This window comes from Ginsengibacter hankyongi, from assembly GCF_008710285.1.
In the GTDB taxonomy this organism is placed as follows: domain Bacteria; phylum Bacteroidota; class Bacteroidia; order Chitinophagales; family Chitinophagaceae; genus Ginsengibacter; species Ginsengibacter hankyongi.
The window spans coordinates 77,719-92,075 of the sequence record NZ_VYQF01000004.1; the positions used below are offsets into that span (position 1 = coordinate 77,719).

At 37.8% G+C, this 14,357-nt stretch carries 9 protein-coding genes; 5 read left to right on the top strand and 4 right to left on the bottom strand.

Annotated elements, in window-relative coordinates; genetic code table 11:
• Positions 1-80: 80 nt before the first annotated feature.
• From FW778_RS14845 to FW778_RS14855, 3 genes are all read right to left on the bottom strand, one after another.
• Entirely contained in the window at positions 81-605 is a 525-nt protein-coding gene (locus FW778_RS14845; RefSeq protein WP_150415596.1) for a TetR/AcrR family transcriptional regulator, read from the bottom strand.
• A 165-nt stretch (positions 606-770) separates the two neighbouring features.
• Positions 771-2,267 (bottom strand): gluconokinase, encoded by a 1,497-nt coding sequence (locus FW778_RS14850; RefSeq protein ID WP_150415597.1) that lies wholly within the window; start codon positions 2,265-2,267, stop codon positions 771-773.
• Positions 2,268-2,334: 67 nt separating this feature from the next.
• The gene (locus FW778_RS14855) at positions 2,335-2,901 is read right to left on the bottom strand and encodes an NADPH-dependent FMN reductase (RefSeq protein ID WP_150415598.1); all 567 of its coding nucleotides are present in this window, start codon (positions 2,899-2,901) and stop codon (positions 2,335-2,337) included.
• A 181-nt stretch (positions 2,902-3,082) separates the two neighbouring features.
• On the opposite strand from FW778_RS14855, the gene FW778_RS14860 reads away from it, so the two are divergent.
• The 3 genes from FW778_RS14860 to FW778_RS14870 all read left to right on the top strand — a co-directional run bounded on the left by FW778_RS14860 (position 3,083) and on the right by FW778_RS14870 (position 8,688).
• Positions 3,083-5,299: an alpha-N-acetylglucosaminidase gene (locus FW778_RS14860; RefSeq protein ID WP_150415599.1), complete on the top strand. Its 2,217-nt coding sequence runs from the start codon at positions 3,083-3,085 to the stop codon at positions 5,297-5,299.
• A 216-nt stretch (positions 5,300-5,515) separates the two neighbouring features.
• Positions 5,516-6,883, top strand: coding sequence for a 3-keto-disaccharide hydrolase (locus FW778_RS14865; RefSeq protein WP_150415600.1), 1,368 nt, complete (start codon positions 5,516-5,518; stop codon positions 6,881-6,883).
• 170 nt (positions 6,884-7,053) lie between these two features.
• On the top strand, positions 7,054-8,688 hold the full coding sequence (locus FW778_RS14870) for a glycoside hydrolase family 28 protein (RefSeq protein ID WP_150415601.1): 1,635 nt from the start codon (positions 7,054-7,056) through the stop codon (positions 8,686-8,688).
• 33 nt (positions 8,689-8,721) lie between these two features.
• Here FW778_RS14870 and FW778_RS14875 read toward each other — a convergent pair whose 3' ends face one another.
• Positions 8,722-9,756, bottom strand: a complete 1,035-nt coding sequence (locus tag FW778_RS14875; protein WP_150415602.1) for a LacI family DNA-binding transcriptional regulator — start codon at positions 9,754-9,756, stop codon at positions 8,722-8,724.
• 229 nt (positions 9,757-9,985) lie between these two features.
• On the opposite strand from FW778_RS14875, the gene FW778_RS14880 reads away from it, so the two are divergent.
• Both FW778_RS14880 and FW778_RS14885 read left to right on the top strand, forming a co-directional pair.
• On the top strand, positions 9,986-10,750 hold the full coding sequence (locus FW778_RS14880; protein WP_150415603.1) for an SDR family NAD(P)-dependent oxidoreductase: 765 nt from the start codon (positions 9,986-9,988) through the stop codon (positions 10,748-10,750).
• A 367-nt stretch (positions 10,751-11,117) separates the two neighbouring features.
• Positions 11,118-14,342 (top strand): SusC/RagA family TonB-linked outer membrane protein, encoded by a 3,225-nt coding sequence (locus tag FW778_RS14885; protein WP_150415604.1) that lies wholly within the window; start codon positions 11,118-11,120, stop codon positions 14,340-14,342.
• Positions 14,343-14,357: the final 15 nt, after the last annotated feature.

The window sequence follows — 14,357 nt, forward strand, 5'->3', positions numbered from 1 at the left end:
CCCCGCACCAATCAATCGTTTAATCACCTGATTTTATACCGTCCCAAATAATGTTGGCCATCTTACAAAGATCGGCATCCTTAAAGCCGAACCGGCCGGTTACATGATATTTTGCAGTAGCTCTTATACAACCAAACACCGCGGAAGCGATCAACAAATATTCCATTTTTTTTTAGATACCCTTTATCCATTCCATATTGAAAAAATTCATTAAACCTGCTTACCGATCCCTTCGCATCTTTTTTTGAAAGAGTTTTTATATACGGTGAACTGGTAAATTGTTCATTAAAAAATAATGCGCTTGGGTTATTAATAAAATATTTACAAAGATTTATCCAGCCGTCGAAAAATTGTTGTTTATAAGACTTGCTGCTGTTTGTTTTACTAAACATTGCATTCACCATCTCTGTTTTTATCCGCTGGTGAAGTTCAACGATAATTGCGTCTTTGCTGGGAAAATAATGATAAATGGTTCCTGAAGCCACGCCTGCATGTTTGGCGATCATACTAATGGGTGTACCATGAAACCCATTATCTTTTATTAATTCAAGAGTACTTCTTAAAATAGCTTCTTTCTTATCTGCTATGTCCGATTGAACGATCATTCGGGCGGTAAATTAAAACTTTATCACCATTAATTTTTTTTTTAATTCTGATGATTTCGCTTATGTAGTATATGATTGTTTTGTGACAAGGACTTCGATTTTAAAAATCTTATTTTCTTGGTGCTGATTAAAAAACCACACATTGTCTTGCTATAATTATATATATCAGCTACTTATTTTATGGAGGTCGTGCATATATTTTTTTAAAGAAGGATAAAGATTTTTATAAACAGTATAATAATGTTTATAAACCGAAACATTCTTTCTGTCAGGTCTTATAGTAATATCATCTTCCTGGTGGAGCGAACTGTAGTTATTAATAACTTTTAATGCTTTCATGCCCATTAACGCAGCCCCTATGGAGGATGCATCTTCAGTTTGCACAAGGCAAAGTTTTTTATCCGTTATATCCGCTAATATCTGCATCCATGTTTTGGAGTGTACAAAACCGCCGCTCACATTCAGTTGCGTTATGGATGTTGTGGACGATTCTATTATTTCGAGAATACTTTTTAACGAAAAGCAAATTCCTTCGACTGCCGCTCTTACAAAATGGACATTGGTATGAAATGATTTTATACCCAAAAAAACCCCGGTGGCTTTCTCATCCCAGATAGGTGCTCTTTCTCCGTACAGATAAGGTAAAAAAATGAGTCCTTCGCAACCTGCGGAAATTGATTCGATAGATTTGAAAACGTTTTTATAATCAATTTGAGAAGGGGTATCATTATTTAAAAATGTTTTAAATAGCCACTTCATAACGTTGCCGCCATTATTTAGCGGACCGCCGCTTATAAAAGCTTTTTCGTCTAAAACATAATTAAAAATCATAGCATGATAATTAATTAGCGGCTTGGTGCCGGCAATTCTTACAGCTCCACTGGTGCCAATGGTAAGTGCTGCAATGCCCCGCCTAATGGCGTTGCTTCCAATATTGGCAAGGCAGCCGTCACTCGCGCCAATGCAAAAATTTACATTGGAGGGAATATTCAATTTTTTTGCAACAGAACTATTCACCATGTTCCTTGTAAAATTTGTTGCAACCGGTTTGGAAAGCTGGCTTGCTGTAACGCCGCAAAACTCCAATGAAGGCTGGTTCCAGTCTTTATTTTCAATATTGAATAAGCCGGTAGCCGATGCAATTGAATAATCTATTTCATAAGTATTAAATAAACGATGCCAGATAAATTCTTTAATGGAAATGAATTTACCTGCTGCTTTAAAAATTTGTGATTCATTTTCTTTCAGCCATTTTATTTTACACAATGGCGACATAGAATGAACCGGGGTGCCTGTTGATTTATAGATTTCTTCCGCCGCTAAAGAATTTCTCAAGTCGCCGGCAATTTTTTCGCTTCTTGTATCTTCCCACGTAATTAAAGCAGTGATGGGAATATTTTTATCATCAACAACCAGCAGGCTATGCATCGCACTGCTAAGACTAACGCATAAGGGTACATGTTTTGTTTTCAACATGATTTGCTGTATGCATTTAACAAATGCTTTCCATATAATTTCGGGATTTTGTTCGGAGTAGCCAGGTTGAGAACTGCTGGTTTTATAATACATCTGTGAAGCCGCAACGGGCTTTCCTGCAATGTTTACCGCCACTGCTTTTGCGCTCCCGGTTCCAATATCAACACCAATAACATATTGCTCCATTATTTTATTTTTAAATCAATTTTAAAATTATCGTTTTAAAATTGATTCATAATTAAATCCGGAGCAGTTACTTGTTTTCTTTTATAATTTTCATACCCTTTGTCCATCTCGCTAGTTCATTCAGTAACATTCCTGCAGATTTTTCAATTACATTATTCGGTTCCAATTTATCATCTTTTATAAATTGTGTAAAAAAAGGAATGTGAACGCCTGTTCCTAATGGTGCCATGTTAAACGAGGAAAGGTCTGATTTCAAACTATTGAAAGCCCTTGTGCCGGCAGAGACGCCTCCATAGCTTACAATTCCCGCTGCCTTATAGCCCCACTCATGGTATAAAAATTCCAACGCATTTCTTAACGGTGCCGGGTAATTGAAATCATACTCCGCAGTTACAAAAATAAATGCGTCGGATTCTTCAATTGTAGCGCTCCATTGTTTCGTATGTTCATGTTCATACTTTTTCAGCGCCGGATGATTGGGTTCATCCATTAAAGGAAGATTTATTTCTTTAAGATCTAATACTTCCACATTAAAATTTCCATGGAGCCTTGCTTTGCCGGCAATCCATTCCGTAACGATTGGCCCTTTTCTTCCTGGCCTTACGCTGGCGGTAATGACTTTTAAATTATACATAGTTTCTTAATTACGGATTTTTAGAATCAAAAATAGAGCCTTTAATTATGCACAGACATTTTTGCAGGAAGAATTGATGATATGTACACCAAATTTGTTTTTTTATACATACACTTTCACTTTAATTTTCGTTCTGCCAAATTTTAGTACTTTGTATAAATTAATTTTTAAAATTTGCTTCATGAGATATACTTTTTTTGTCTTTATCTTTTTCCTGGCCACAATTGTTTCAGCTCAAACAGAAAATATTACTGCTGCGAAAGAATTAGCACAAAGAGTGATTCCCACTTATGCTAATAAAATTAAATTTGAAAATATTTCCGCTTCTTCAGAGAAAGATGTGTTTGAAATTGAATCAGCAAATAAAAACATAGTTATTAAAGGCAACAGTGTAAATGCAATGGCGGTGGGGCTCAATTATTACCTCCGCAATTATTGTCATACAGATATATCCTGGTATAGAAATGAAAAGCCTGTTTTACCATTAACCGTGCCCGTTATACAAGGTAAGATAAGAAAAGAGTCCCGTTGTTCTGAGCGGTTTTTTTTAAATTATTGCACCTTTGGCTATACGATGACGTGGTGGCAATGGAGCGATTGGCAATGGTTCATTGATTGGATGGCATTAAATGGCATCAATATGCCGCTGGCTATAACCGGCCAGGAAGCAATCTGGTACAAGGTTTGGAAAAAATTTGGATTAACTGATGACCAGATAAGAAGTTATTTTACCGGCCCTGCTTATCTTCCATGGCACAGAATGTCCAACATCGATCATTGGGATGGTCCGTTACCTCATTCGTGGCTGAACAATCAACTTGAACTACAGAAAAAAATAGTCCGGCGCGAAAGAGAATTGGGAATGAAGCCAGTATTACCTGCATTTGCGGGCCATGTTCCTGAACTATTAAAGACTAAATATCCCAATGCTAAGATCACCTCGTTAGGGGATTGGAGCGGTTTCAGCAACAAGTATGATAGTTATTTCCTGGATCCTTTTGATTCATTATTTAAGCCTATACAAAGAGCGTTTTTGGACGAACAAACTAAAGCATTCGGCACAAATCATATTTATGGGACAGATCCATTTAATGAAGTAACTCCGCCAAGTTGGGAACCATCTTACCTTGCTGACGTATCTAAAATCATTTATAGTTCTATGACCGAAACTGACCCTGCTGCTGAATGGTTGCAGATGGGCTGGATATTTTATAATCAAAAAGATCATTGGACCAATGAAAGAATAAAAGCGTATCTAGATGCGGTGCCCCAGGGAAAGATGTCTATACTCGATTATTTCTGTGATAATACTGAAGTATGGAAGTTAACCGATTCATTTTATGGGCAACCTTACATTTGGTGCTACCTCGGCAATTTCGGGGGAAACACTATGATGTCGGGAAATTTGAAAGAGGTTGAAAGAAGAATGGAAAATACTTTTGTAAATGGCGGTAATAATATGAAAGGCGTCGGCTCAACCACTGAGGGTTTTGGGGTTAATCCTATTATGTACGAATATGTATTTGATAAAGCATGGAGTCATGGGCCTGTTGATGTAGAAAAATGGGTTAGCAGCTGGTCGGAAAGAAGATATGGAAGAAAGAATGATACAGTAAGCAAGGCATGGGATATTTTATTGAATACAACCTATTCTGGTTCAGCAGGCCTTGGGCGGGCCACATTAACCAATGCCCGTCCTGGCCTTGCAGGGCACAACAGCTGGACTACTAATCCAGCAATTAATTATGACAATAAAGATTTATTGAAAGCCTGGCAATTGCTGTCTGAAATAAAAGGGAGCCCCCCTTCCGTGTATTATTATGATGTGGTAGATGTAGGCCGGCAGGTATTAGGTAATTATTTTTCTGTATTGAGAGATCGATTTACTGGATGCTATAATAAAAAAGATTTGGCAGGTTTAAAACGAAATGGCGATGCAATGCTTGCGCTGCTAAATGATATGGACCGGTTGCTCGCCACCAACCAAAATTGTTTATTGGGAGATTGGATAGAAACCGCAAGGGAATTAGGGGTAAACGAAAAGGAAAAAAATTATTACGAAGAAGACGCAAGAAAAATAATCACTGTTTGGGGTGAGCCGGGAAGGCATCTAACGGATTACGCTAATCGAAGTTTGGCAGGACTTACCAAAACCTATTATCGTGGCAGATGGAAATTATTTGTTGATGATGTGGAAAAATCTTTGCAGGATAGCCGTGCATTTAATGATTCAGCTTTTGCAAAAAAACTTACAGATTTTGAAGATCAATGGACGAAAGGAAAAGAAAAATATGCTTCAAAACCTTTAGGGGATTGTATGGTGATAAGCAGAATGCTGATAAATAAATATGCCACAGAAATTGAAAATGGGAAACAGCCGGTTGTACCGGGAAACTAATTTCTGTCGTTTTAATTTTTAAGTTGTAACCCATATTAATCATGTTTAGAAAGGTAATTGAGGATAAAATGGAGGCAATAACGATTTTAGGTTCAGCTTTGAAAAATTTATATTTATTATTTTTTTGATCGGCTCAACGTTCTCATTTTATCTTAGCTTCATGAATAAATTAAAAAGAAAATTATTTGCTTAATAATAACTCTTAAAACACATAACATGAACAAACTTGTTTTATTCTTACTTGTTTCAATGATCAATATTTCATCTTCCAAAGCGCAAACTAACGGTTGGATAAATTTGTTTGATGGTAAGACACTCAATGGCTGGAAAACACTTGCCGGTACAGCTAAGTATTCGGTCGAAAATGGAACGATCGTAGGCACGACGGTTGCCAATTCGGGTAATACATTTCTTGCAACTGAAAAGGAATATGGAAATTTTATTTTGGAACTGGATATAAAAATAGAAAGCCCGAATGGTAACTCAGGGGTACAAACAAGAAGTCATTACAACCCTGCAGGCCATGATGGCAAAGGGTTAGTATATGGAAGGCAGGTTGAAGTTGATCCATCCGATCGCAAATGGAGCGGCGGTATTTATGATGAAGGAAGAAGGCAATGGCTTTATCCTTTAACGTTAAATACAAAAGCCCGGGACGCATTCAAAGCAAATGAATTCAATCACTATAAAATTGAATGCATAGGTAATGAAATGAAAACATGGTTAAACGGTGTTCCTGTTGCTTACCTGGTGGATACGATAGACGAAAAAGGATTTATTGCATTACAGGTTCACCAGGTTAAGAATGCTGATGAAGCTGGAAAGAAAATTTATTTCAAAAACATCAGGATAAAAACTTCGGGATTAAAATCAACTCCTTTTTCTCCCGGAATTTTTGTGGTGGATTATGTTCCTAATCACCTGACGAATTACGAAAAGCAAAGCGGCTGGAAATTATTATTTGATGGCAAAACTTCAAATGGCTGGAGAGGCGCTTATTTGAAAACTTTTCCTAAAAAAGATTGGGTAGTAAGAAATGGTACTATAACGGTTCTCCAATCAGAAGGCAAAGAAGGCGGAGAAGGAGGCGATATTGTAACAGATGCGGAATATAAAGCCTTTGATTTTTCTTTTGAATTCAGGCTAACACCAGGAGCTAACAGCGGTGTAAAATATTTTGTTACACTGGATGAACATAATACCGGCTCGGCAATAGGCCTGGAGTACCAGGTGTTGGACGATTCTTTACATCCTGATGCAAAGCTGGGAAGAGACGGCGACCGAACACTGGCATCATTGTATGATTTAATTCCTTCCAACAAACCAAAATCAACCATACGGCCTATTGGCGAATGGAATACAGGAAGAATAATTGTATATACCAATAACCATGTGGAACACTACCTGAATGGTATTAAAGTTTTGGAGTATGAAAGAGGCTCGAAGGCATTTAAGGATCTTGTTGCAATAAGCAAGTATGTGAAATGGAAGAATTTCGGCGAGGCGCCACAAGGACATATTCTTCTCCAGGATCATGGCAATACAGTAAGTTTCAGGAGTATAAAAATAAAATCGCTGGAATAGCGCAGGCCGGAATTTTAGCATCATGTAATCTTTACCGTTAGTACTGGTAATTGTTTGTTAATGGTTGTTCTGCATTAAAATTTCGCGGGAACGATTACGTAACTATTTTCGTCATGAATAAAGTGTTACATTAATTTTGGTTTGTTCTGTAACATTTTAATCTGAAACGAATGTCATCAATCTCTTTTAAAAAATATCCGGTATTAATTTTTTTTGCGATACTCATTAATGGTTCTGTAAATGCACAGGAAAAAGATGCAGCCTGGTATATAAAAAATGCTCCTTTTAAAATGCAGGAAGTAACGCTCCCTGTTTTTGCCGCTCATTCATTTTCAATAAAAGACTACGGCGGAGTTGGCGATGGCCAGGTATTGAACACCAATGCATTTAAAAAAACGATAGATGCATGCGTTGCTGCGGGCGGTGGCAGAGTAACTGTTCCTGCTGGCATTTGGCTTACCGGGCCTATTGAATTAAAAAGTAATATCGATTTGCACGTTGAGCGAGGAGCATTAATACTTTTTACAAAAGATCATTCCCAATACCCGATGATTCACCCTTCTTTCAAAAGTTCAAACTATGTTACGGCATCGCCAATTTATGGATACGATTTAAAAAATATCGCTATCACAGGGGAAGGAATAATAGATGGCGCTGGCGAAAGCTGGCGTCCTGTAAAAAAAGAAAAATCAACTGCGGGCCAGTGGAAAGATTTTACATCTTCGGGTGGTGTTGTAAGTACTAGCGGTTCTATATGGTGGCCCACAAAAGAAGCGATGGATGGCGAGCAACATTTAAAAGATTTGAAAAAGAAGAATGGTAAATTAACGGCGGAAGATTATGTACCGGCCAGGGATTATTTAAGGCCTTACATGTTATATCTTATCAACTGTCAAAACATTTTACTCGAAAATATTACTATCAGGAATTCACCCAAATTTGTTTTTTATCCAAATAGCTGCACGAATCTTACGATGAATCATGTAAATATTTTTAATGAATGGTGGACGCAAAACGGGGATGGCATTGATATAAGCCGTTGCAAAAATGTTCTAATTTATGATTGCACAGTAAGCGTCGGCGATGATGGCATTTGTATGAAATCGAGTGGCGCAAAAAGCGATGATAACAGCGCCGGCCTTGAAAATGTCGTGATAGCAAAATGTGTGGTGTATCACGCTCACGGCGGATTTGTAATTGGCAGCAACACCGATGGCGGAACGCAAAATATTTTTGTGACTGATTGTAATTTTATAGGCACTGACATTGGTGTGAGAGTGAAAAGCAACACAGGGCGGGGCGGGCTGGTTAAAAACATTTTTATCAGCAATATTTTTATGAAGGATATTGTGCATGACGCAATTTCTTTCAATACCTATTATGAAGATATGCCGGCGGGCAAAGTAAAAAGCAATACTGTAAATGTATTAAAAGACAAGACGCCCAACTTTACTGATTTTTATTTTGATAACATTTATTGTAATGGCGCCAAAGACGCCGTTAGCATAACCGGTTTACCCGAAATGCCTGTGAGCAATATTCATTTTAAAAATATGATAATATCGGCTGGTAAAGGATTTATAGCAACAGATGCAGCCGACCTGGAATTAAATAATGTAAAAATCATTTCACAAAAAGATCCGGTGTTCGTTCTTAACAATGTAAGAAATATCAATATTAACCAAGGATATTTTCCCGAAGATGCGCAAACTTTTATTAAGGCAGATGCTACTACTAGAGGAATAAATGTTACATCAACAGATTTAAGAAATAATAAGAACGCAATAGTGGTATCAAAAGAATAAAACTAACAAGTGAAAATTATGATTGGAAAGATATTAAGCTTCCACTTTTCTTAAGGAAGATTCTCTTATAATTAATTCTGTGTCCAAAATTCTTGTTTCAAAGTCTACAACCGGCCGTTTGCTTTCAATCATTTGAATTAATAATTCTGTCGCCGTTTGGCCTATTTCAAATGCAGGTTGTTTTACAACGGTTAAAGGTGGATTAAAAAGTTCTCCTACTTTGGTATTGGTAAACCCGGCAAACCCCAACTCTTTTTTTGTCTTCATCTTTTTCAGCACACCAAAACAAAGCGTGGTGATCCGGTCGCTGGCTGTAAAAATTGCATCCGGTTTTATTTTTTCTTTATACAATTCTTCAATAGCTTCTTCTATTTCTTCTAATATCATTCCTCCGTGAACGCAATATTTTACAAATGAATCGTTGAAAGGAATATTATGTTTTTCAAGCGCAGCTTTGTAGCCATTTAATCTTTCTTTGGCAATCGACAACAAAGGCGAACTTGTTATGTGTGCGATCTTTTTATAGCCCTGGAAGATTAAATGTTCTGTAGCGTGCATAGCACCGAGATAATTGTTGGCAGTCACTTTATGCGTATCTATTTCATCAGTTATCCGGTCGAAGAAAACGATAGGCATGCCTTTTTCATTTAATTCCTTTATGTAATTAAGATCAACAGTTTCACTCGATAAAGAAATTAACAGTCCATCTACTGATCTCGAAGCATGGTGTTCCACATTTACTTTTTCCCTGGCTGCCGATTCATGGCTTTGCGTTATGATAACGTGGTATCCGCGGTTGTATGCAATTGATTCAATTCCATTTATAGCTTCCGAAAAAAAGTTATTGGATATTTCACTCACCACCACTCCTATGGCCCGGCTTCTTCTTTCCTTTAAACTTAATGCTATCGGGTTGGGGCGATAATTTATTTTCTCGGCATATTCAAGTACGAGCTTTTTTGTCTCTGCGCTTATTTCATAACTTCCTCTTAATGCCCTGGAAACTGTTGACGTGGAAAAGTTTAATGCTTTTGCAATATCTTTTATGGTTACTGTATCAAATTTCATTATAGAATTTAGCTGCTCTTTATAATAATTTCGGAGAAGTTCATTTGCAGATACTTTATAAAAGTAACCATTTTTTAATAAGCCCGGCATTAGTGAAAAATTGCAAACGTTGTCGGGAACGATTGCGCAAAAATACTTTCCATGCTTTTATATTTGTCAGCATTTTATATGTACACTTGCTATCCGAGGCCCTTATATTTTTATTGATTTAAATTGATTGCTCTGAAAAATGATAATAACCGACTACTTTAATTTGTCAGGAAAAACTGCGTTGGTTACCGGGTGTAGCAGCGGAATTGGCGAAGCGATGGCGATTGGCCTTGCTGAAGCAGGTGCAGATATTATTGGAGTATCCTCCACCATTGCAAGTGGGAGCAACGTGGAAAACGAAGTGAAAAAACTCGGAAGAAATTTTTCTTCTTATGCATTTGATTTGAGTGACCGCTCAAAAATTTATGATGCCATAAAAGGAATTAAGTCAGCACATACCATTGATATTCTAATAAACAATGCAGGCATAATTTTAAGGGATCCCGCGGTTAACCATACTGATGAAGAATGGGATAAGGTGCTTGCTGTAAATCTTGATGCACCCTTTATTTTAGCCCGTGAATTTGGTAAGGAAATGCTGGAAAGAAAATCAGGCAAAATCATTTTCACCTGTTCTCTTCTTTCGTTCCAGGGAGGCATTAATGTGCCCGGTTATGCCGCAAGTAAAGGCGCGGTTGCAAGCTTGGTAAAGGCATTTGCCAATGAGTGGGCATCAAAAGGAGTTAATGTAAACGGTATTGCTCCGGGGTATATAGCAACCAATAATACGCAGGCATTACGTAACGACGCCGACAGAAATAAATCGATATTAGGACGGATACCTGCAGGACGCTGGGGTACGCCCGATGATTTTAAAGGCCCTGTAGTTTTTTTATGCTCAGCCGCGTCAGATTATGTTCATGGAGAAATACTCACCGTAGATGGCGGATGGATGGGGCGATAAAATAAAGTTCATTTTTTAATCTATAAGTATTTTGATGCTTAACCATTTTAAAAGAGGGCAATGTGTGTAACACTATGCCTGCGCATACGCGTAACCGTAGGATGGAGGTGTATTTATATTTTGACCTCGATGCCAATCAAAGAGTTTTTCATTTTATGGGGAGCCACAACAAACCAGGCATTTGTTGATGGCTCCAAATGAAGCAGTTATTTCTGCACCGTGGTCTATTCATTCCGGGTGTGGTACATCAGCATATTGATTTATCTGGGGAATGGCAGGAGAAAACCAATCCTTTGCCGATATGGATTTTGTGGAGATTAAAAATTTATTATAAACCAATTCTTGTTCATTTAAATAAAGCTTGTTTATGAAAAGTAAAATTTATTCTTTACTGCTTGTCACCTTCTTTTACACGGCGGCCGTGGCACAGAATAAAACGGTTACCGGTACGGTTATGTCCGGCGATGGTGAACCATTATCTGGCGTTACGGTTAACTTAAAAGGAACTAAAATAACTACGGTAACCAATGCCTCGGGACATTATTCTATAAAAGTTCCCTCCACCGGAAAAGAAATATTGGTATTTAGTTATGTAGGCAGTGATAAAAAAGAAATCACCGTGAGTTCGCGAACGGCCATTAATATTTCTATGGTAATTACTTCATCAAAATTAAATGATGTAGTAGTGGTTGGTTACGGTACGGTTAAAAGAAAAGATCTTACAGGATCTGTTTCCTCTATAAGTTCCAAAGATTTAAAAGATATTCCCATTAATTCTGCAGAAGAAGCACTTGCCGGAAGGTTAGCCGGGGTGCAGGTAACGGGTTCTGAAGGCTCTCCCGATGCGCAGGTTCAAATTAGAGTAAGAGGTGGCGGTTCCATTACACAGGATAATTCTCCTTTATATGTTGTTGATGGAATAATTATCGATAATGCACTTTCTACCTTATCTCCGCAGGATATCGAATCAATTGACGTTTTAAAAGATGCATCAGCTACGGCTATTTATGGTGCACGAGGAGCAAATGGTGTTGTAATTATTACTACTAAAGGGGGTCATCGCGGAAAAAGTACCGTTAGTTATAACGGGTTTATTGGTTTTCAAAAAATAAGGAAAGAATTAGCTGTTTTAAGCCCTTATGATTTTGTACTATATCAATATGAAAGAAGCCGCGGCAGTAGCCAGAATGAACAAACTTTTTTAGACACTTACGGTACCTGGAACGATCTTTCGCTTTACAAGCAGGCACCTTTCGTTGACTGGCAAAACCAGGTTTTTGGCAGAAGTGCCATGCAGCAAACGCATAACATTAGCGTATCTGGCGGCGGCGAAAAAACACAATTCAATCTTAGCCTTACTTATAATAACAATGATGCCGTAATGCTTAACTCGGACTACAACCGGAAGCTCGTTAATTTCAGGTTAAACCACGAAGTGAGCGATAAATTCAAAGTTGGCTTTAATGTTCGTATCGACAACCAGGTTATCAATGGTGCAGGAGCTTCTAACCCTGGAAGCAGCGGCTTAAATTTTTTAAGACAGGCTGTTCGTTACATTCCTTATTTATCGCCGGGGCAAACGATAGCTAACTATGATCCTGAATTAATAGATCAGACAAGTGGAAATGGACTTTACATTGTGAATCCTTTATTATTAATAAATAACCAATACAAAAGGCAATACCAAACACTTGCCGGTCTAAGCGGTTATGCTGACTATTCATTAACCCGTTTTCTTTCATTCAGAACAACGGTTGGTTTCGATTATCATGATTATACAACCAACAGTTATGACGATAGCTTAAGTTCCAACTCTATATCGAATGGTTCGGGTATGCCTATTGCTACTGTGCAAACCAGTAACACGCAGTCATTTGATAATTCAAATGTATTCACTTTTACCAACCGGCACTTTGCAGGCGATTTTAATAAGAACAATACATTTGACCTCATAGCAGGGCAGGAAACTTATGAAGTAAGAAGTAAAAGCAATACACTTATACAACGATATTTCCCTTTAGGAACAAGCGCCGAAAAAGCGCTGGGTAATTTAAACCTTGCTAGCCCGCCAACCGGAATCCTTGAACCTGCACCAACCAGTAACCAGGATGTTCAAAGAATTTCTTCATTTTTTTCGAGGCTGAATTATAGTTATAAAGACGAATTTCTTGCATCTCTGAGTGTACGTGCAGACGGCTCTTCCGTTTTTGCGCCCGGCCGTCAATGGGGCTATTTCCCTGCCGGATCTTTTGCATGGAAAGTGTCTAACGAAAAATTTATGCAAAGCTTAGAACCATTTATTTCCAATGTTAAACTCAGGTTGAACTATGGTGAGGCAGGAAACAATCGCATCCAGTCATTTCTTTTTCTAACGCAATTTAATACCAGTCAAAATTATTATGGCCTGCAGAACCAACTGGTGACTGTATTTGGGTCAGCTGCACTAGCCAATTCATTATTAACATGGGAGTCGAATATTTCCCGTAACGTGGGACTTGATTTTTCTTTATTTAATAACCACGTACAAATAAGCGCAGATTATTATAGGAATAAAACAAAAGATTTATTGGTGGCAGTTCCGGTGCCAACTACTTCTGGCTATACCACTCAAATTCAAAACGTAGGTTCTACTTCCAACAATGGTTTTGAACTCCAATTGAATTCTTCGATTGTAGAAAAAAAGGATTTTACCTGGAATGCAAGTTTCAATATTTCATTTAATCAAAATAAAATACTGAGTCTTGGACGACAGAAATCATATCTCCAGAGTTCCAGTTGGGCAGGTGCTGCTAATCCCGCTGATTATATCGTAAAAGTGGGGTCACCGGTGGGGAGTATGTATGGATTGGTAAATGATGGTTTCTACACTGTGGATGATTTTAATTATGATCCCAATACACAAACCTATGCACTTAAGGCTGGTGTAGCAAACGATATTAGTGTTACCGGCCTCACACCGCAGCCTGGTATAATTAAGTATAAAGATTTAAATGGCGACAGCATTGTAAATTATAATGATGATGCAACGATTATCGGTAATGCCAATCCGAAATTCTTTGGCGGCTTAAACCAACAGTTTACTTACAAGAATTTTGATTTGAGTGTGTTTGTAAATTTCCAATATGGAAATGATATTTATAATGATAATAAGATTGAATTTGGAAGCGGCTATACACCAAACGCTAACCTGTTAGCCAGCGAAAAAAACAGGTGGCGCACAGTTGATGCTAACGGCAATGTAGTTACTGATCCTAAAGCACTGGCAGATCTAAATAAAAACGCAACGTTATGGCGCCCGATTACTACGGGAAGTGCCTTTTACCCTCAGTCCTATGCAGTGGAGGATGGATCATTCCTCCGTCTCAACAATATTACTTTAGGTTATACTTTGCCTCAATCATTAACTCAAAAGATAAAGATTCAAAGATTCAGGGCTTATGTTACTTTAAATAACCTGGCAGTACTTACTAATTATTCCGGTTATGATCCTGAAGTAAATACCCGGCGTTCAACACCGGTAACTTCCGGGATAGATTTTTCAGCTTATCCCCGTAGTTCCTCTTATATATTTGGTGTAAATGCTACTTTTTAAAATTGAAAATTCTTG

Bases quoted from the DNA above. Each gene is read 5' to 3' on its own strand.
- FW778_RS14845 (WP_150415596.1), bottom strand. From the start codon at position 605: ATGATCGTTCAATCGGACATAGCAGATAAGAAAGAAGCTATTTTAAGA.
- FW778_RS14850 (WP_150415597.1), bottom strand. From the start codon at position 2,267: ATGGAGCAATATGTTATTGGTGTTGATATTGGAACCGGGAGCGCAAAA.
- FW778_RS14855 (WP_150415598.1), bottom strand. From the start codon at position 2,901: ATGTATAATTTAAAAGTCATTACCGCCAGCGTAAGGCCAGGAAGAAAA.
- FW778_RS14860 (WP_150415599.1), top strand. From the start codon at position 3,083: ATGAGATATACTTTTTTTGTCTTTATCTTTTTCCTGGCCACAATTGTT.
- FW778_RS14865 (WP_150415600.1), top strand. From the start codon at position 5,516: ATGAACAAACTTGTTTTATTCTTACTTGTTTCAATGATCAATATTTCA.
- FW778_RS14870 (WP_150415601.1), top strand. From the start codon at position 7,054: ATGTCATCAATCTCTTTTAAAAAATATCCGGTATTAATTTTTTTTGCG.
- FW778_RS14875 (WP_150415602.1), bottom strand. From the start codon at position 9,756: ATGAAATTTGATACAGTAACCATAAAAGATATTGCAAAAGCATTAAAC.
- FW778_RS14880 (WP_150415603.1), top strand. From the start codon at position 9,986: ATGATAATAACCGACTACTTTAATTTGTCAGGAAAAACTGCGTTGGTT.
- FW778_RS14885 (WP_150415604.1), top strand. From the start codon at position 11,118: ATGAAAAGTAAAATTTATTCTTTACTGCTTGTCACCTTCTTTTACACG.